The sequence below is a fragment of the Pseudoalteromonas sp. PB2-1 genome (assembly GCF_045040605.1).
GTDB classification, from domain to species: domain Bacteria; phylum Pseudomonadota; class Gammaproteobacteria; order Enterobacterales; family Alteromonadaceae; genus Pseudoalteromonas; species Pseudoalteromonas arabiensis.
Window position 1 is genome coordinate 2,545,913 of sequence record NZ_CP090667.1, and the last position, 18,393, is coordinate 2,564,305.

The window sequence follows — 18,393 nt, forward strand, 5'->3', positions numbered from 1 at the left end:
AATTAGACCAATAGTTGAGGAATTTTAATACAACAAGCTGCAAGTAAAGCAAGGGTTTGCTGATCAAAGAAATCATTACTAAATGCTTCTGCATCAATAATGCCTAAACAGGTATTTTCACTAGATAAAATTGGTAAACACGTTTCGGCTTTTACTTTAGGATCGCACGTATAATATTCACCACCTTGCGCTAAATAATCTGCAACATTATTAATCACACGACCTTTTTTAGATAAAGCAACTTGAACATTGTTACTGCCTTTTGCAAAATCTTCAGTGAGCGGAAACAATGGGCGACTTGGTGCGCCGTGGTAAACGAGTTTTAATAGCTGAGCACCTTCGTCAGTGTCGGTTGATTGATAAATACCAAACCAATCCACTTGCGTTTGTTGGACAACATAATCGATGATTTGCTGAAGCCTTGCTAACTTTTCAGTATTTGTAGCATCATCAGCAATATAGTCGTTTAATTTAAACGGTTCATCTTGCAAGTAACCAAACAAACTACACGCCCCACCCTCCCCAAGCTCAGGAATTTGGTACTGCCAACGTACTTCAGGTAACTGTGACTGTGCAAGATATTGCTCTAGGTTTGATAATTGCTCTGCCACTAAAGTCTCTGATAAATCAAGCTGAGCGACAGATAAGTATGTAGAAATCATTTAGCCATCCAAACATCTATAATGCTAGAGAGCATAACATGGGCTTTCAATCAGAGCCAGCACTGTTTATGGATAATTGGTAACAAATTTCAACTTGGTTTCCAGACGCATTAAAAGCTACATTTGACGCTACTTCACTCAGTAAAGACAACCCACGGCCATGCTCTCGTTGCAGGTTATGCTGGCCGTCACTTTTATTCGCAAAACCATTGCCAGAGTCGCAAATAGTGAAATAAAGAGCCAGGGTATCTGGGCAATAACGAATATCAATAATAATAAGTGCATCAGTCAGTTTTTCTAATGCCTGCTCACGTTCTTGGTAATAAATTAAAAAGCCGTCATCTTGATTTTTTATCTCAGAATCGAGCCCTAATACGCCGTGATCAAGCGCATTATTGTAAGCCTCGGAGAGGATTAAAAAGATATTCGCACGGTGCGCATTCAAACCCGCTACTTTAGATATTACATCGACCACTTCTAGAACGGGATCTGTACTTTTTATTTGTTTTGAATTTAAACTCAGTGAAAAATTAAAGGGTAAAGGTGAAAAAGGCTCAACCTCTTGCTCAGGCTCTGGCGCCGGTAAACAGTTTAATAGCACTAAACTTAAATCATCTTGCTGTTCATGACCTTGGGAAAACTGGTTTACAATTTCTATTAGCTCCTGAGTATTAATATTTTCTTTTGAACTTAATGCTTCAATGAACTGATGCTCACCAAAAAACTCATCATGTAAGTTAACGGTCTCTATTATGCCATCGGTTGCCATTACAAGCCGCATTGTTTCGTTGACTTCTATATGGATGAGACCCCGCTCAAATTCATCTTCTTCTAAAATTCCTAATGCCATGTGTTGGGACTCTAATGTGCGTAATATTTGACCTTGCTGATCAATTACATAGGTATCAGGTAGCCCGCCTAACCATGCTGACAAGCTTTTTCCTGAATTACTTAACTCAATAATAGTAGCCGCACAAAACATGTGACCAGGTAATAAGTTACTCAATACGGCATTTATTTCCGCTGCAATGTCGCTAACCGACATGCCTTTGTTAACCATGGTATAAAACACCCGAGAAACAGGTAACGCCCCCACAGCAGCCGCTAGGCCATGCCCCGTAAAATCACCCAACATACAATACAGACTACCAATAGGGCTTTGCGCAACAAGGAACATGTCGCCATTAAACATAGCCGCTGGAGATAAATGAAAATCTAAATGCTGCGTAAATGTATATTGATTTTCTAACGCGTTATTGAAGATATGCTCGACTATCTCATGCTCACGTTCAACTTGATTCTGATGATATTCTAACTGTAGGTTTTGCTCTCGTGCTTTTTGACTTAAATTTCTTATACGGCAGTGGGCTTTAATTTTAGCGTTAAGAATAACCTCTTGAAATGGCTTATGGAGAAAGTCGTCTCCACCTACAGCAAGGCACCTCTCAAAGCTTTCTTCATTTTCAAGCGAGGTGATAAAAATAATGGGTAGGTAAACTTGGCTAAAACGCTCTTTAATAATAGCTGCGGTTTCAAAACCATCCATAACAGGCATAACAACGTCTAGGAGCACAATATCAATAGTGTGCTTTTCGAGTATTTGCAGCGCAACAAGGCCGTTCTCAGCAGTATGAACTTGATAACCTTGATGCTCCAACATAACGGTTAAGAGTCGACGATTTAAAGCAAGATCATCTACCACTAGAATATTAAGCATCAATCAATATCAAACTTTTTATCAAAACGAGAGATTTGCAGGATTTTCTTTAGCTGTGGTTGGCAATTACTAATTTGGATATTATCCACTTTACCGGTAAGGTTTTTCTTCATATTAAGAAGCATACCAAGTGCCGAGCTATCCATATAATCTGTTTCTCTCAGATCAATAACCACTTTATTGATATTATCATTTAGGTCAGCGTAAGCCTGACGAAAAGATTGAACCAGATTAAAATCAAATTTTCCTTTGATTTGTACGGTTAAGATAGCGCCATCAGCAGAGGTGCTGCGCGTCAAACTCATAATAAACTCCTATTAATCAAATCTCTCCGAAGACTAATCTAAATATAACTGCTTAGGAGAAATAAGCCAAAAATTAAAACACTTAGAGGGAAATTTGTTATGATTTACAGCATACAAGCTTCATTTAAAGTGAGATCTAAAATGAGTGATAATAATCTAGTATATTCAACCGCTACAGGCCGTATTGAACAGCCTAAAGAGGAAAAATCAATCCAAGGTAAAATCTTTAAAGATGGTTTTTTACGAATTGAACGTCAAACAAAAGGCCGTAAAGGCAAAGGTGTCATGTTAGTGGTTGGCATTGATAGCCAAGAGCATGACCTGAAAAGGCTTGCTAAGACAATTAAAAGTAAGATGGGCCAAGGCGGTGCTGTGAAAGATGGCATTATTGAGGTGCAAGGCGATGATAGAGAAAAGCTCAAAGCGATTCTTGAAGGCCTTAAGTTCAAGGTGAAAATTGCAGGGGGCTAAAAATGCCCCTTTTTATTTTATCTGAATAGGCTTTAACGAGATTAGTCAGGCTCAAATCAAATCTAGCATCGCAAATGTGCCATTAAGAGCATTAAAGCATTCCCGAGTAAATTAGTAAGATTTTAAAGAGAAAGCATTACAGTGCCCAACTTTTTAAAACGCCTTGCTAGGTATTCTTAAATCTTTTTAACTGTTTAACACCTAAGAATGTACCAATTGGGAAAAACAGTAACCATAAGAAGGCCAAATATTTGCAACACTTTCTAAATGACTTAGATGTATTAGCTTTATCTAAAAGCCAAATACTAAGCAATAAGCCAATTAGAGCTGGGACAACTTGAATCAGAGAAATAACGACACCTGATGAAATGTGACTAGCTATTAATTTGGGATCGTTTGTAGGTAGCTCTACATAAGCTAAATAGTAACTAGATAAAAGGTTAAAAATCGATAAAAACAAAAAACACTGTAAAATAACGCTTATGAATTTTAAAAGATTAATCAAACTCAAATTTTCCTTGAATATCTAGCAATTTAACAGTGCGTAACTTACCCATTTTCCTGAATATCAGATAAAGTTACTAAAAACTGAGTATAACAAAATCGCTTTACCTGATAAGTTTTAACACTGCCCTTCACAGATAGCCGCCAGCCAGATGAAGTCCTAACTAAATTTACCGAAGAACAGATAAAATATAAGCTACTATATTTTATCTGTTTGTTCTAAACGCTCAAACAACGCAGGTAAATCAGCCTCGCTAACTGGTGGGCTGTAGTAGTAACCTTGTACAATATAACAGTTATTGTTTTGTAAAAACTCAATCTGTTCAACCGTCTCAACACCCTCTGCTACCACATTGAGTTTAAGCTTTTGGGCCATCGCAATAATCGCCGCTGTAATTTCCATGTCATTTGAATCATCAGGAATGTCTTTTACAAACGAGCGATCCACTTTCAAAATATCAACAGGGAAGCGTTTCAAATAGCTGAGTGAGGAGTAGCCTGTCCCAAAATCATCAATAGAGATTGATACACCCAATGCCTTTAACTGATGTAATTGTAATATGGCGGCTTCAACATGCCCCATTAACATGCTCTCAGTTAACTCTAAATGTAAGCGTTTGGGTTCAACACCTGTTTGTTTGATAATTTTATCTAAGGTAAGTACTAGGTTAGCGTCTTTAAATTGGCGCGCCGAGAGATTTATTGAAATGTTATTCTTTAAATTTTTTCTTTCTAGCCGTGCAGCAAATTCACACGCTTCTTGTAATACCCACGCCCCTAGTTCAACAATAAGCCCTGTTGCTTCAGCAATCGGAATAAACTTTGTTGGAGGGATCATTCCCTCAGTTGGGTGGAACCATCTAATCAACGCTTCGTAACCAACAACATGTTGATTTCGACTATCGACTTGTGGCTGATAATAAATAACAAATTGCTTGTCGCGAATGCCTGTGCGTAGCTCATTTTCGATGAATAAACGTTCATTGGCAGCGGCATTTAGCTCTTGGCTATAAAAGTGATAGGTGTTTCTGCCTTTGGCTTTTGCTTCATACATTGCAAGGTCTGCATGCTTTAACAGCTGATCTTCCTCTTGGCTGTCAAAAGGCGCCATCGTGATGCCTATACTACCACTAATGATCACTTCATTATTGCCGAGTTTAATTGGCTCATTCAGTGTCTTTTGAATCGTATTAGCCACTTCCATAGCATGAGTTTGGTGTTCTATACCACTTAATAGGACCGCGAATTCATCACCACCAAGGCGAGCAATGGTATCTTCGGTGCGCAAACGTTTTTTCAAACGGTTTGCTACTTCTACTAATAATTGATCGCCCGCATCATGGCCAAGTGTATCGTTAATACGTTTAAATTCATCTAAGTCAAAATAGAATAAGGCAAACGCATAATGACCACGCTCTGCAAGTGCCATCGACTTGCGTAACTGCATTCTAAAAAATGTACGATTAGCAAGGCCGGTGAGCGTATCAAAATATGCCAGCTGCTCCATTTTTCGCTGACTCTCTTTTACAAACGATATATCTTGTGCTGAGGCAACATAGCTGGTGATTTCTCCTGCATCTTCACGAATAGGCGAAATACTTAGCGACACCCACACTGACTGACGTTCATTTCCTTGCAGTAATGTGTCACCACGCCAATAATTACGACTTCGAAGATCAACATCAATATCATCGACTAAAATGGCCATTTCCTGCGAAATAATACTTAAAAGTGATGACCCCATAAAATGACGTTCTTCAAATCCAGTCATTTCAACCATCTTGGGGTTAACATATTCAATCTCAAAGTTTTGATTGGTAATAACCACACCGGTTCCAGAGAATGCCACCGCTTTTGACAGTCTATTTGCAGCTTTCTCTGCTATCTCTTTTTCACTTATGCGCTGGTTTAATCCATCAATCAGCTTTCTAATTTCAATAGCCATGTCTCTAAAAGAGCCATTTAGCGTGCCAATTTCGTCTTTATTAGCCTTTGGAAACTCAGTTTGTAGCTGACCTTTACCAAAACTTACGACCGCATTTACTAATGAATGGATACGGCGAAGTACCAGTTGATACAATGCTTGATGCAACAATAACGCAACTAAAATAGCGTATAGAATAAACAAACCAAAGAACTTCACTTTTAACTCTTCTAACGCAGATAATGCGGAAGAACGTTTTTTGTAAATTCCGATATACCAGTTTAAATGCTCAACTTTACGAATATTAATAATGTGTGTTTCGTCATTTTGAACAAATGAATTAGCTGACTCAGGTAATTTTAGGCGAATTGTTTCTGCGATGAGTTTTTGTAAGTCAGGGTTAACAAAATCCTCAGTTCGTAACACTTTACCTTCTCGACCATATTGCTCTAGCATTGACTTTTCTAGATCTGGGTGGGCGAGTAACTGCCCTTTTGCATCGAATACTAATAGGTGTTGCTCACGATCTCCTATCGGCAGTTGAGCCAATAAGGTTTCAAGCGCAATATCACTGCCTGTAACACCAAAAAATTCATTATCTCGATAAACGGGAACAAGTACACTCACCACCCATTTATGCCAAATAGTGTCGTAATACACTTTTGACCACACCGCTTCTCTACTCGGGTTGAGCACATTCTGAGCGTAATTAAAAGTTTCACCTTTTGTGAAATCAAAATCGCTAGGCACATTAAGTGCCCAGTTAGGTGGTGCAATACGAATAAAGTTATCTTTTGTAACTAAATAAAAGTTAAAAAAATCTTGAATAAGCGTGGGTGAAACAATTTTCCATAACGACTCTGAGTCATTGATCAATTGCTTGTAGAATTCTGAATAGTTTTCTTCTGGGATAAAGGCAGCGGATAAGCCATCTTCTGAGGTGCTGCGAACACTACCATCAACAGCATAGTTAATATCAGCACTGTGTTTACTGAGTATATGAGACTCACTATTTAACAGCTGGCTGCTAACGACATTATTTGCTTGCTCTGCAATGTTGATTTTTGTTTTTATTAAACGGTCGAATTGACGACTTAAGCGTTCACTCGAATGCTTTAAAAGCTCATGTTCTTCAAAAACAAGCTGTTTTTCTTCTGACTTAAGCATCAAAGCGGCTGCACATATACCTGCAATCAAACAAATTGCAGAAATCAGCAGCGATAACTTCATACTTAACGAATTCACACCAAAACGAGATGGCGGGCGTCGATACACCACTAGGCTACCTTATTAATAATTGTTATTATTTGTTCTCCAAAGGCAAATATACCAGATTCATTTTTAGATTTATAAATTTTTTATGAAGATTAATGAATTTTCCTTACTTAGTCGATGATTTGCAAATTACGTACAATATGCGGTTGACTTTATAAACCACACTTCTTACATTAACTGAATGAAACAAATTAACGCTCGCACTTACTTTTCTTTTTTTAGCTTCTTTAGATAGAGGAGGCTTAACTGTTTGCGAGATAATTTCACCGAATAGCTAAAGCCTCCCACTTGGGAGGCTTTTTTGTTTGTGCACTGTTTTGGAATGAGGAAACCAATATGAGCATTGATACATTGAATGCATTAAGACATGATATAAATGAAATAGATTCTGACTTACTTGTCTTACTAGCAAAACGACGCCGTATTAGCCACAGCGTGGTTGAATATAAAATTGCCAACAATAAACCAATCCGCGATGAAGCACGTGAACAAGCGTTGCTTGAAAAGCTAATTGGTTACGGAAAGTCGCTTGGTTTAGATGCCTATTACATTAACAATGTATTTCAAACCATTCTTGAGGACTCTGTACTTAACCAACAAGCGATGCTACAAAAAAGCCTCAACCCCGATGCAATGAGCGAAACACACCGCGTCGCTTACTTGGGCGGTCAAGGTTCATATAGTCAATTGGCTTGCCATAAATACTTTAGCCGACGTCCAGGAAAGGTAATAGAAATTGGCTGTTCAAGCTTTGAACAAATTACAGGGAACGTTGAAAATGGACAAGCTGACTTCGGCTTACTCCCCATTGAAAATACTAGCTCTGGTAGTATTAATGAGGTATTTGATCTCTTACAACATGCGCAAGTATCTATTGTGGGTGAAGTGACCCACAGTGTTGAGCATTGTTTGCTTGCCCTGCCAGACACAGAACTGTCTCACATAAATAAAATCTATGCTCACCCACAACCTTTCGCCCAATGTAGCCGCTTTGTACAAGGGCTCGGTGATATTCAACATGAAACATGTGATTCAACTTTCCATGCCCTGCAATCAGCATTAGATACGCCCAACAGCGCAGCAATCGGCTCAGCTCAAGCAGGGAAAAATGTTGGTCTAGAGGTTGTAAAAACAGGCCTGGCTAATCAAAGTGAAAACCATAGCCGTTTTATCGTTGTTGCACGTAAACCACTACAGGTTTCTAAACAAATACCAACAAAAACAAGCTTGATCATGGCAACCAAGCAACAAGCTGGTTCATTAGCTGATGCGTTAATGGTATTTAAGCATCATCAAATAAACCTTGTAAAACTTGAATCTCGTCCTGTACCCGGTAACCCGTGGGAAGAGGTTTTTTATGTAGACTTAGAGGCTAACCTAGATGATTTACATGTCAAGCAAGCACTCGAAGAGCTGAAAGAGCACACCCAATATATTCGTATTCTAGGCTGCTACCAAAGCGAGTCTTTACAAGCTGTCAGCGTTTAACGTAAAAACTAATCGTAACACCAAAAGGAGCTAGCAAGCTCCTTTTTTGTTACGAATATTCACCGCAGACACTTGCACCTAAGGCACTCCCTAAGCATAATCTTGAAAACACTTCAAAATTGGATTTTTCATGAATTGGTTAGCTGAATTAGCAAGCAAAAGAACACCTTGGGTTTTACTCGCTTTAACCGCATTTGTGTTTGAAATAACAGCACTGTTCTTTCAATATAATATGGGACTTGAGCCCTGCATAATGTGTATTTACCAACGTTTTGCTATGCTTGGCCTTCTTGGCGCAGGCATTGTCGGCGCAATCAACCCACAAAGTACCCTATGTAGACTTATCGCATTTGTTACTTGGGGAATATCTTCAATTTGGGGCTACTTTATTGCCAAAGAACACATCGCGATGCAAAACAATACAGACCCGTTTGCATTTAGCTGTGCATTTGAACCAAACTTTCCAAGCTTCATGCCTCTACACGAATGGATCCCAAGCTTCTTTGCTGCAACAGGTGATTGTGGAAACATAGATTGGCAATTTGCGTCAATGAGTATGCCTGCGTGGATGGAAGTTATTTTTGCAGCCTATTCGCTTGTTTTTATCGCTGTTGTAGCGAGTCGTTTAGTAATTAAAAAGTCGTTGTAATGTTGTATTTTTTTTCTAGTCAAATTCCTGCTTTAAAAGAGTTTAAAGTAAGACAACGTCAGCAAATTATTGCTCTTGCACTTGCGCATTTAAGTCCTATACAGAAGATCATTTTATCGGTATGTAAACTTGTTTTTTTAGCGCCCCTGTTTTTAGGTTTAGCTTATTTTCAGGGCTGGTCGCTTGTGCCTTGGCTGCTACTAGCTGGTCTGAGCTATCCACTCATAACAACACCGATAGAAAACATGTTTGCGCTCCCTCATTTACAAGTAGCAATTAAAGAGTTTAAACAGGGCGAATAACCGCCCTGCTTACTTATTTAAAGAATAATTTTTCCTTCTAACTGCGAGAACACCTTTTCACCGATCCCTTTTACATCTTTGAGTTGTTCTAATGATTTAAAAGGCCCCTGCTGAGTTCGGTGTTCTATAATCGCTTTGGCTTTTGACTCACCCACGCCAGGAAGCAAAGTGAGTTGCTCAACACTGGCTTTATTTATATTCACCTTTTGCTGTTTAACTTGCTCAGCTCCTTTATCTTCAGCTGCGCTAATAGGTAAAGTGGGCAATAAAGTTAAGCCTATTGATAGAAAGAGACTTGATAATAGTTTCATATTTTCCTCCGTGATATCCATTATGGATAGTTAAGTTAATTGTCACCTAACGCTTATTGCATCCCTACCGTTTCTATAATGGTGACATCATTAAATAAACCTAAAACCAACCGCAATGTCAAATAATCACCACAAAAAATAGACTTATCAAACTTGCAAATTCCGCCACAAACGATTACTGTATATAAAAACAGTAATCAAAGTGGCGTTGCTACGCTACAAATGCCACGCTTAAATGCAGGAGAAATCATGGCTGTTGTTGTTAAATATGTTGTAGAAAGAAACGGAGTCGAGCGAATGACGTTTACTACTAAAAAAGAAGCTGACGCATATGACAAAATGCTCGACATTGCTGAATCACTAGAAATGATGCTTGAGAAAGTTGACGTACCACTTAGTGAGCAACAAATTGAATCTCTTGCACTTGAGATGGCAAAAGAAAAAGACCAATTTATGGCTGTTTTGAAAGGTGCTAAAGAGGCCCCTGTAAAACCTAAAAAAGCAAAATCAGCCACCGACAATGTGGCAGATATAAAAGAAAAAGCAGCCGGTTAAAAATAAAAATCCAATAAAAAGGGCAACTCTATGTTGCCCTTTTTGTATCTAATCAAAAGTGTCTAATTAAAAACTACAGTGATGCCTCAACGTCATCAAATAATTTAGTAATTTCTTCTTTAGGTTCTGCTGTACTTAAACTCACAGCGACTATCGCAATACTTGATAGAATAAACCCAGGCACTATCTCATAGATAATTGCACTTAATTTTTGCCCATCAATCGTAACGGGTGCATAAATCCAAAATAGAACTGTCGCAGCACCCACAACCATACCCGCTATAGCTCCCTGAAGGTTCATACGTTTCCAGTAAAGGCTGAATAAAACAAGTGGCCCAAATGCAGCACCAAAACCTGCCCATGCATTACTGACTAGGTCAAGAATTGAACTGTCGCGGTCATAAGCTAAGTAGATAGCAAACAACGCAACCAAAATAACACTAATTCGGCCGACTAAAACAAGCTCTTTCTGAGACGCACTGCGATTAAGATATATTTTATAGAAATCTTCTGTCAGTGAGCTTGAACACACCAATAGCTGCGACGAAATAGTACTCATAATCGCCGCAAGAATAGCAGCAAGTAAGAAGCCAGCAATCAGTGGATGGAAAATAAGCTCAGACAGCACTAAGAAAATCGTTTCTTTGTCATCAATCGGCATTTGGTTTTCCAGCATATAAGCGGCACCAAATAAACCTGTTAGCACAGCACCAATTGCCGATAATGTCATCCACGACATACCCACACGGCGCATAGTAGGCATATCTTTCACTGAGCGAACAGACATAAAGCGTACAATGATATGTGGCTGACCAAAATAACCGAGTCCCCACGCCATTGCCGAGATGATGGCAATTGTTGAGCCACCTGCAAACCAGTCCATCATATTAAGTGCATGAATTTCTGATTCTTTCGGTGAGCTTAATAATAAGTCATAGCGAGCATTTGCTAACGTATCCATAAACGGCTGGTCAAGCATAGTATAGGTCGCTATCGGTACTGCAAGCAGCGACACGAACATGATACAACCTTGCACGAAGTCAGTTAAACTAACTGCTAAAAAACCACCGAATAATGTATAAAGAACAACCACACCCGTTGTGATATACAAGCCCATCTCGTAACTCATATTGAATGAATTTTCGAACAGCTTGCCACCCGCAACAACTCCTGATGAGGTGTATAAAGTGAAGAATACGATAATAACAATAGCTGAAATTACGCGCAGAACATTTTTATTATCATCGAAGCGATTTGCAAAATAGTCTGGAATGGTGATTGAATCATTCGCTTTCTCTGTATACACGCGCAAACGTGGTGCGACGAGAAAATAGTTTGCCCAAGCACCAAGTACCAAACCTATTGCGATCCATACCTTACTTAAACCAAACAAGTACATTGCACCTGGCAGACCCATCAGTAACCAACCACTCATATCTGATGCACCTGCTGATAGCGCAGCGACACTTGGTGATAGATTACGACCACCTAGCATGTATCCCGATACATCATCTGTTGATTGTTTGTAAGCATAAAGCCCAATCCCCAACATTACGATGAAGTACAATGCTAACGAAATTATCATTCCTGTTTCCAAATTAGCCTCCAATTATTGATTAATGTTGGCTTTTAATCCGAATAATGACTCGCAAGCCATTTAATTTTAAGACATTATTGGGGTAAAAACCGATATCACTCACGACTATATCATGCTTCTACCCTCCAACTCCAATCTAGCCGATGGGTAACGGCTTTGATGCAATAAACACTTTGCTAACAATTTTTCTATTATTTAGACGCAAGTAATAGAATTCTATTACGATTTATCCTAGTCTTAGGATCTAAAATGAAATAATAAAACAACTTTCCCCGTTTCAGCTCTTTTAACTAATGCTATTTCAAACGCAATGCAATATATTGCGGGGAAAAATGATTTAACTGATGTGGATTTGCTTCAAATATGTACTTTTACGCTGCGCGCCAACCAATTCTAGATAAAGAAAAGAAACTTGTAGGCTATGAGCTTCTCTTTAGAGATGGTGTAGATAACGTGTTTCCTGAGATTGATGGTGATGAAGCGACTTCTCGGCTCATAGAAGGCAGCCAATTTAACTTTGGCCTTGATGATTTAACCGACAATAAACCTGCCTATATCAACTTTACGCTAGAAACATTACAAAAAGGCTACCCACTACTGCTTGGTAAAGACCAGATTGTTGTAGAAATTCTCGAAACAATCCAACCTGGAAAACGCCTTTTAGCCGTAGTCAAAGACTTAAAAGAAAAAGGCTATACCCTTGCGCTTGATGATTATATTCATCAACCTGTTTGGCGTCATTTTTACCCTTTTATTGATATTATTAAAATCGACTTTTTAACCTGTACAAAGGAATCTATACAAGAAGTCATAGAAGCAATCAAACCTTTCCCTCAGATCCAACTTTTAGCGGAAAAGGTTGAAACATATGAGAAATATCAACTTGCTGTTGATATGGGCTTTAGCTACTTTCAAGGCTTTTTCTTTTCAAAGCCAGAGATGGTACAAAGTAAAACTCTTCCCCCCTCAGAAATGGCACTTGCAGAGCTTCTGTATGAAACCTCAAGCGTTGATGTAAACCTGAAAAAAATCACTGAAGTTTTCGAGCGAGACGTTAACCTATCATACAAGCTACTACGCTACTCAAACTCTGCGGCATTTAAGCGCCGTGCTGAAATTAGCACCATTAAGCAAGCCCTTATTGTATTAGGCAACGAAGAGATAAAACGATTCTTATCGCTGTTATTTGCTGCACAAGTTGCCGCAGATAAACCTGCTGAGCTAATTCGACTATCATTAACGCGAGCTCGCTTTACCGAATTACTTGCCATTAGTCACGGTCAGCTACGTGATACTGGCATGGCATTTTTAACGGGCATGATGTCATTAATGGATGCTATCTTAGATGAAGATATGCCGAGCGTGATGAAAAAGCTCCCATTAAGTAATGACATAAAAGCCGCATTGCTCGATGAAGAAGGGCAACTTGCCGTTTACTTACGCCTTGTAAAGCAATATGAGCAGGCAAACTGGCAGGGCGCTAAAGATATTCAACACGAGCTGGGTCTAGCCCCTGAAGAGGTGCCCGATGCTTATCATGACGCTGTTAACTGGGCCAATGAACAAATGTCAGTGTTTGGTGATTAGAAAAACATGTAGCGAATAAAAAATGCCAGCAAACGCTGGCATTTTTTATTCTGAGGGAGTGTTAAAGATTTTCTAAGAAGTCCTCATCAAAATCATCAGGCTCTTCTTCAATGGGCGGATTACCATCATATAGCTCATAAAGTTGACGCTGAAAATAAATATCTTTCATAAAGATATAGGGATCTAGCGACTCATTTAATAAACTTTCTTGAGGTATTAATGATGCCCTCGCCTCTACAGCCTTTAATGCAAAAACAAGTATTGTTTGTGGGGTGGTGAGTGCAATCTCAGGTAAAACAATATTATCGACCACATCACCGGTTAGGTTTCTTGCTGTAGTTGGTCCCATACCGGGCAACATAAGATAAGCACCGTCACCGACTCCCCATACACCTAGGGTCTGCCCAAAATCCTCATCAACTATTTCTAAGCCAAGCGATGATGCGACATCAAAAAAACCAAATAAGCCTACCGTCGAGTTTACTAAAAAACGCGCTAGGCTGATACTCATGTTACCCGGCTTGCCTTGTAAGCCAGCATTCACCATATCCGTCGGCGCGGTTATATTATCTGTAAAATTCACGATGCTGCGCCTAACTGGCACGGGGGTCACAGTGACATAACCAACAGCCGCAGGACGAAGGATATAAGCATCTAATACGTCCATATTAAAGTCATACATGGGGCGGTTAAATGACTGCAAAGGGTCACGGTCATCCAGTTTTTCATCAGGTACTTGTGCGCATCCTGCGAGCACCGCAAAAAAAATAAAAAATAAACTGTGCTTAAACATCGACTGTCCTTACGGTATCAATTCATTAATCAGCAATGCGTACTCTTTAACTTCAGCACGCTCTAAAATATCTGACTTACCTTCTAATTCGCCGCTAGAAGGTACCACAGTTGCATCTTTTGATAAACGCGCCGTTAAGATAATTTTATCTGTGCTAGAAAGCGTTAATCCTTCAACCATGGCATTGCTGTCACTGAGTGTTACCTCTAGTGGAAAGCTATACTCTGTCATTTTAACAACCGCTAATGGCATAGGTGGGCCACTCGCTGCTTTTGCAAAAACAAATAATGTGCCATCATCCGGAAGCTGTGTTTTTAACTCACTGGCTAAATCAACGGTGACTTTTATTTCACTGTTTGCTATTTCAGCTTGTGTATTATCAGTAACCTCTTCACTGCCCATTTTCGCATCTATTTCAGCAATTCGCTGCGCTATCATGCTATAACGAGGATCATTTTTTTGCATACTAGCCAGTAATACTTCAAATGCCGTTTTAGCTTGTAGCCAATCTTTACGCTCATAAGCAATTAATGCCAATAACGAGATCGCATCAACATTAGTTGGTTCTGATTTAAGAACCTTCGACAGCATTGTCGCAGCACGCGACATATTTGCATCACCCCCCTCAATTAACAAAACTTGTGCATAGCTTATTAGCACCTGCTTGTTATCTGGGTTCATCTTTAGCACTTTATCAAATGATTGCATTGCCATGTCATATTCATTCAACGACATAGCCACACGCCCTAGCAACATCCACGCAACTTCATCATCGCCGCTTCTGTCTAACTTAGTACGCAGCGCAAGTGCAAATGCTTGTAGCTCATTTGGAGTCAATGGCTCTTTATCCTGCATTACAGCACGTTCACCATATGACTTTAAGTTTGCCATGGCATCATGCCAGCCTTTTATTTGTTGCTGGCTGCCTGTGAAGCTATAAAAAATAACGGTTAATGCAATTAAAAAACCAGCCCCCGTCAAGGCAAATATGCGATTGTTACCTGAGCTATTTAACGCTTTTTCAGGCGATAACTCGTTTAATAAGCGTCGCTTTTGCTCAACAACAGATTCCTCATGCATTTGCGCATCTATCCGCTGATTTTCAAGGTCAGCGTTTAACTCTTCTAGACGTTGATGATAGATACGGATCAATTCCGAGTTTGCATTGTGATCAAGACGTTGAATTTTTTCGCGTTTAAAAAAGGGTACCACAACAAATAGCAATGCAATCAGTGTGAGTAAAACAAATAAAGCCCACATTAATGCCATTTAGCTTTGCTCCTGACGTTGATTTTGTTTAATTAACTTAGCAAGTAACGCTTCGTCTTCATGAGTCCATGTTTGCTTCACCGAGGCTTTTCTTTGTCGAATCACAATAAAGCCAAAACCAAGCACAACTATCAAAACTGGCAACACCCAAAGCACTAAAGTTGCAGGTGTAACAGGCGGATCGTAATGAACAAAGTAACCATAACGATCAATCATATATTCAATAACTTCATCCTTGGTTTTGCCATCCTTCACAAGTGCTAATACTTTGTCTCGTAGATCTTTAGCGACGACAGCATCAGAATCGGCAATATTTTGGTTTTGGCATTTTGGGCAGCGTAGCTCTTTTGTTAACTCACTGAAGCGCACTGCTTGCTCGTCATTGTCAAACTGATACTTATCCTGCTGTGCGAATACGCTGAAAGTCATTAACAAGCTTGCTAAAAAAATAATTAATCTCATTGCTGTAACTCCTGCATCAACGGGGCAAACTTCGAACGCCATACTCGCGGGTTTATATCACCGGTATGATGTAGCAAAATAGTGCCTTGCTTATCGACTAAGAAGGTTTCTGGTGCCCCCGACACACCTAAATCTAGTGCCAAGGTGCGTTTTAAATCTAAAATATTAAACTGATACGGGTCACCAGCGCGATTAAGCATGCTTGTTACATCTTCGCGCAATGCGTTGATATCAAACTGCCCATCAAAGTCAGGGTCATACCCTTGCTCATAATACAAGCCAATAATTTTCACACCTTGCTCTCTGAGTTCTGTTAGGTAACCTAACTCAGCTAAACAAGTTGGGCACCACGTGCCCCACACATTAAGCAAGTAAACTTCACCTTTTAAATCGGCATCAGTCCAACGCTTAGATTCATCCATTAAGTCTGGAAGGTTAAAAGTCGGCATTGTGTGACCAATACGCCCAGTTTGTAGTTCACGAGGGTTGGCAAACAACCCCTGATACAAGAACACACACAGTAAAACAAACACCAGTAAAGGGGCTAACGCTAATAGCTTGCGGTTCATGCCATAGCCTCCTCTTTTGTTGATTTTTGACGATAACGTTTATCACCTAGTACAAGGAAACCTGCAATGGAGATTAAAATACCACCGAGCCACATCCAACGGACATACGGTTTATGATAAATACGCAGTGACCATGCTCCTTGGCTTAATTGCTCACCAAGTGCTAAATACAAGTCACGGGTGAAACCTGCATCGACCGCGGCTTCTGTCATAAACTGCATGCCTATGTCATAACGGCGTTTTTCAGCATGTAACACAGTTACTTGCTTGTCATTTTTAAGTACCGTAACGACACCTGCGTGACCGCTATAGTTAGCACCACGAATGCTTTTAACGCCATCAAAACGATATTGATACTCATTAAGTGCCACTTTATCACCAGGCTTCATTGAGACATCACGTTCAACTGAATAAGCAGACGTTAATGTAACACCTGCAATCACGAACGCTAAACCGACATGACCGAGTACCATGGCCCAATAACTTAAACCTAAACGTTTGAAGCCCTCAGCCAGTGTTTTATGAATGGTCACTTTAGCTGCTAAATCAACTAAAGTTGTCACAAAAATCCAAACAGCAAGTGCCGTAGCGATAAAAGTCAGAGGCGCAATTATGTCGTAGCTCGAATACAACCACGCAGCAGTTGCGACAATACTCACAATGGCTGATAAGGCTAATTTATTTTGTAGCATCGACCATTTATTTTGCTTCCAGCGAAGCAAAGGCCCGATGCCCATTAGGATAGCAAATGGCACGAGTAAGATCGCAAACATCTTGTTGAAAAACGGTTCACCAATCGAGATACTACCCAAGCCAAGCTCTTTATGAATCATTGGTAATAACGTACCTAATAGTACAATTAACGTAGCGACCACTAAGAAAATATTATTTAACCAAAGTGCCACTTCACGGGAAGCGAACTTATAACGGCCTTCACTTTTAACCTGTGAAACGCGTAATGCGTAAAGCGATAAACCACCACCGACGACAATAGCTAAGAAAGCTAAAATAAACATACCGCGGTTAGGATCTGACGCAAACGCATGCACAGAAACAATAATGCCTGAACGAACAATAAACGTACCGAGCAAGCTTAAAGAGAATGCAGCAATAGCGAGTAATACGGTCCATGACTTAAATACACCCCGCTTTTCTGTGGTTGATAGTGAGTGCAACAACGCAGTTGCCACCAGCCATGGCATTAATGATGCGTTTTCAACTGGATCCCAGAACCACCAGCCACCCCAGCCAAGCTCAGAGTAAGCCCACCAGCTACCAATAGTAATACCTAATGTTAAAAAACCCCATGCCGTCATAGTCCAAGGACGAGACCACTTAGCCCAAGTATTATCAAGTTTACCTGTTAGCAGCGCAGCGATGGCGAATGAAAACGACACAGACAGACCCACGTAGCCCATATAAAGCAATGGCGGGTGAATAATCATACCAGGGTCTTGCAGTAATGGATTTAAATCACGACCTTCTACGGGGAAGTAAGGTAACAAGCGCTCAAATGGGCTCGACATCAGCAAGGTGTAAAGCATAAAGCCAACACCCAAAAAGCCTAGCACACCCAGTACACGAGCACGCAAAACCCATGGTAGTGACTTAGAGCGCATAGCAACAACCGCTGTCCAACCTGCTTGCATTACAAGCCAAAGTAAAATAGCGCCTTCATGACCACCCCAGGTTGAGGTGATTTTATAGTACCAAGGTAAAGTACTACTTGAGTGATAAGCGACATACGAAACGGTAAAATCATCGGTTAAACTGGCATAAATAAGCGCTGCAAAAGACAAAAGTACAAACACAAATTGACCAATTGCTAGCGAAGGAGCAGCACGCATCAAGCGTAAATTACCAGTATGTGCTCCCCAAATAGGAAAAATACATAATAAAACACTGAGCACCATGGCCAGTGTTAAAGAAAAATAACCGAGTTCTGGGATCATA

General features: G+C 39.9%; 17 protein-coding genes. 6 read left to right on the plus strand and 11 right to left on the minus strand.

Features of this window, described 5'->3' with window-relative positions; all coding sequences use genetic code 11:
• Positions 1 to 2: 2 nt before the first annotated feature.
• The 3 genes from L0Z67_RS11925 to L0Z67_RS11935 are packed head-to-tail and all read right to left on the minus strand — an operon-like array spanning position 3 to position 2,684.
• The gene (locus tag L0Z67_RS11925) at positions 3 to 662 is read right to left on the minus strand and encodes a GAF domain-containing protein (RefSeq protein WP_062569770.1); all 660 of its coding nucleotides are present in this window, start codon (positions 660 to 662) and stop codon (positions 3 to 5) included.
• Between the two features lie 46 nt (positions 663 to 708).
• Complete coding sequence (locus L0Z67_RS11930) at positions 709 to 2,379, minus strand: fused response regulator/phosphatase (RefSeq protein WP_062569769.1); 1,671 nt, start codon at positions 2,377 to 2,379, stop codon at positions 709 to 711.
• Positions 2,379 to 2,684, minus strand: a complete 306-nt coding sequence (locus tag L0Z67_RS11935; protein ID WP_062569768.1) for an STAS domain-containing protein — start codon at positions 2,682 to 2,684, stop codon at positions 2,379 to 2,381. The genes L0Z67_RS11930 and L0Z67_RS11935 overlap by 1 nt, the downstream gene beginning before the upstream one ends.
• A 141-nt stretch (positions 2,685 to 2,825) precedes the next feature.
• On the opposite strand from L0Z67_RS11935, the gene L0Z67_RS11940 reads away from it, so the two are divergent.
• Positions 2,826 to 3,155, plus strand: coding sequence for a translation initiation factor (locus L0Z67_RS11940; RefSeq protein WP_062570038.1), 330 nt, complete (start codon positions 2,826 to 2,828; stop codon positions 3,153 to 3,155).
• Positions 3,156 to 3,858: 703 nt separating this feature from the next.
• Here the strand turns inward: L0Z67_RS11940 and L0Z67_RS11945 are convergent.
• Positions 3,859 to 6,861, minus strand: a complete 3,003-nt coding sequence (locus tag L0Z67_RS11945; RefSeq protein ID WP_193987610.1) for an EAL domain-containing protein — start codon at positions 6,859 to 6,861, stop codon at positions 3,859 to 3,861.
• Between the two features lie 333 nt (positions 6,862 to 7,194).
• On the opposite strand from L0Z67_RS11945, the gene L0Z67_RS11950 reads away from it, so the two are divergent.
• The 3 genes from L0Z67_RS11950 (at position 7,195) to L0Z67_RS11960 (ending at position 9,297) form a co-directional block, all read left to right on the plus strand.
• Positions 7,195 to 8,346 (plus strand): chorismate mutase, encoded by a 1,152-nt coding sequence (locus L0Z67_RS11950; protein ID WP_062569766.1) that lies wholly within the window; start codon positions 7,195 to 7,197, stop codon positions 8,344 to 8,346.
• A 130-nt stretch (positions 8,347 to 8,476) separates the two neighbouring features.
• On the plus strand, positions 8,477 to 8,995 hold the full coding sequence (gene dsbB / locus L0Z67_RS11955; protein ID WP_062569765.1) for a disulfide bond formation protein DsbB: 519 nt from the start codon (positions 8,477 to 8,479) through the stop codon (positions 8,993 to 8,995).
• Positions 8,995 to 9,297, plus strand: coding sequence for a DUF6170 family protein (locus tag L0Z67_RS11960; protein WP_062569764.1), 303 nt, complete (start codon positions 8,995 to 8,997; stop codon positions 9,295 to 9,297). Before dsbB ends, L0Z67_RS11960 begins: the two co-directional genes overlap by 1 nt.
• A 17-nt stretch (positions 9,298 to 9,314) precedes the next feature.
• Here the strand turns inward: L0Z67_RS11960 and L0Z67_RS11965 are convergent, their stop codons facing one another.
• A complete protein-coding gene (locus L0Z67_RS11965) occupies positions 9,315 to 9,608 on the minus strand; it encodes a helix-hairpin-helix domain-containing protein (RefSeq protein ID WP_193987611.1) in 294 nt (97 codons plus the stop codon).
• 249 nt (positions 9,609 to 9,857) lie between these two features.
• Here L0Z67_RS11965 and L0Z67_RS11970 point away from each other — a divergent pair, with 249 nt between their 5' ends.
• Positions 9,858 to 10,163 (plus strand): YebG family protein, encoded by a 306-nt coding sequence (locus tag L0Z67_RS11970; RefSeq protein ID WP_062570036.1) that lies wholly within the window; start codon positions 9,858 to 9,860, stop codon positions 10,161 to 10,163.
• A 73-nt stretch (positions 10,164 to 10,236) separates the two neighbouring features.
• Here the strand turns inward: L0Z67_RS11970 and putP are convergent, their stop codons facing one another.
• Positions 10,237 to 11,748, minus strand: coding sequence for a sodium/proline symporter PutP (gene putP / locus L0Z67_RS11975; RefSeq protein ID WP_062569762.1), 1,512 nt, complete (start codon positions 11,746 to 11,748; stop codon positions 10,237 to 10,239).
• Between the two features lie 375 nt (positions 11,749 to 12,123).
• Between putP and L0Z67_RS11980 the strand changes: the two genes are divergently transcribed.
• Positions 12,124 to 13,347: an EAL and HDOD domain-containing protein gene (locus L0Z67_RS11980; protein WP_062569761.1), complete on the plus strand. Its 1,224-nt coding sequence runs from the start codon at positions 12,124 to 12,126 to the stop codon at positions 13,345 to 13,347.
• Positions 13,348 to 13,408: 61 nt separating this feature from the next.
• On the opposite strand, the gene L0Z67_RS11985 is transcribed toward L0Z67_RS11980, so the two are convergent.
• The 5 genes from L0Z67_RS11985 to L0Z67_RS12005 are packed head-to-tail and all read right to left on the minus strand — an operon-like array spanning position 13,409 to position 18,392.
• Positions 13,409 to 14,140, minus strand: coding sequence for a VacJ family lipoprotein (locus tag L0Z67_RS11985; protein WP_062569760.1), 732 nt, complete (start codon positions 14,138 to 14,140; stop codon positions 13,409 to 13,411).
• Between the two features lie 9 nt (positions 14,141 to 14,149).
• Positions 14,150 to 15,409: a c-type cytochrome biogenesis protein CcmI gene (gene ccmI / locus L0Z67_RS11990; RefSeq protein ID WP_405128058.1), complete on the minus strand. Its 1,260-nt coding sequence runs from the start codon at positions 15,407 to 15,409 to the stop codon at positions 14,150 to 14,152.
• The gene (locus tag L0Z67_RS11995) at positions 15,410 to 15,871 is read right to left on the minus strand and encodes a cytochrome c-type biogenesis protein (protein WP_237114302.1); all 462 of its coding nucleotides are present in this window, start codon (positions 15,869 to 15,871) and stop codon (positions 15,410 to 15,412) included. It abuts the gene before it with no gap.
• Positions 15,868 to 16,440 carry a DsbE family thiol:disulfide interchange protein gene (locus tag L0Z67_RS12000; protein ID WP_062569757.1) on the minus strand — a complete coding sequence of 191 codons (573 nt, stop codon included), beginning with the start codon at positions 16,438 to 16,440 and terminating at the stop codon, positions 15,868 to 15,870. The genes L0Z67_RS11995 and L0Z67_RS12000 overlap by 4 nt, the downstream gene beginning before the upstream one ends.
• Positions 16,437 to 18,392 carry a heme lyase CcmF/NrfE family subunit gene (locus tag L0Z67_RS12005; protein WP_405128059.1) on the minus strand — a complete coding sequence of 652 codons (1,956 nt, stop codon included), beginning with the start codon at positions 18,390 to 18,392 and terminating at the stop codon, positions 16,437 to 16,439. Before L0Z67_RS12005 ends, L0Z67_RS12000 begins: the two co-directional genes overlap by 4 nt.
• Position 18,393 lies beyond the last annotated feature (1 nt).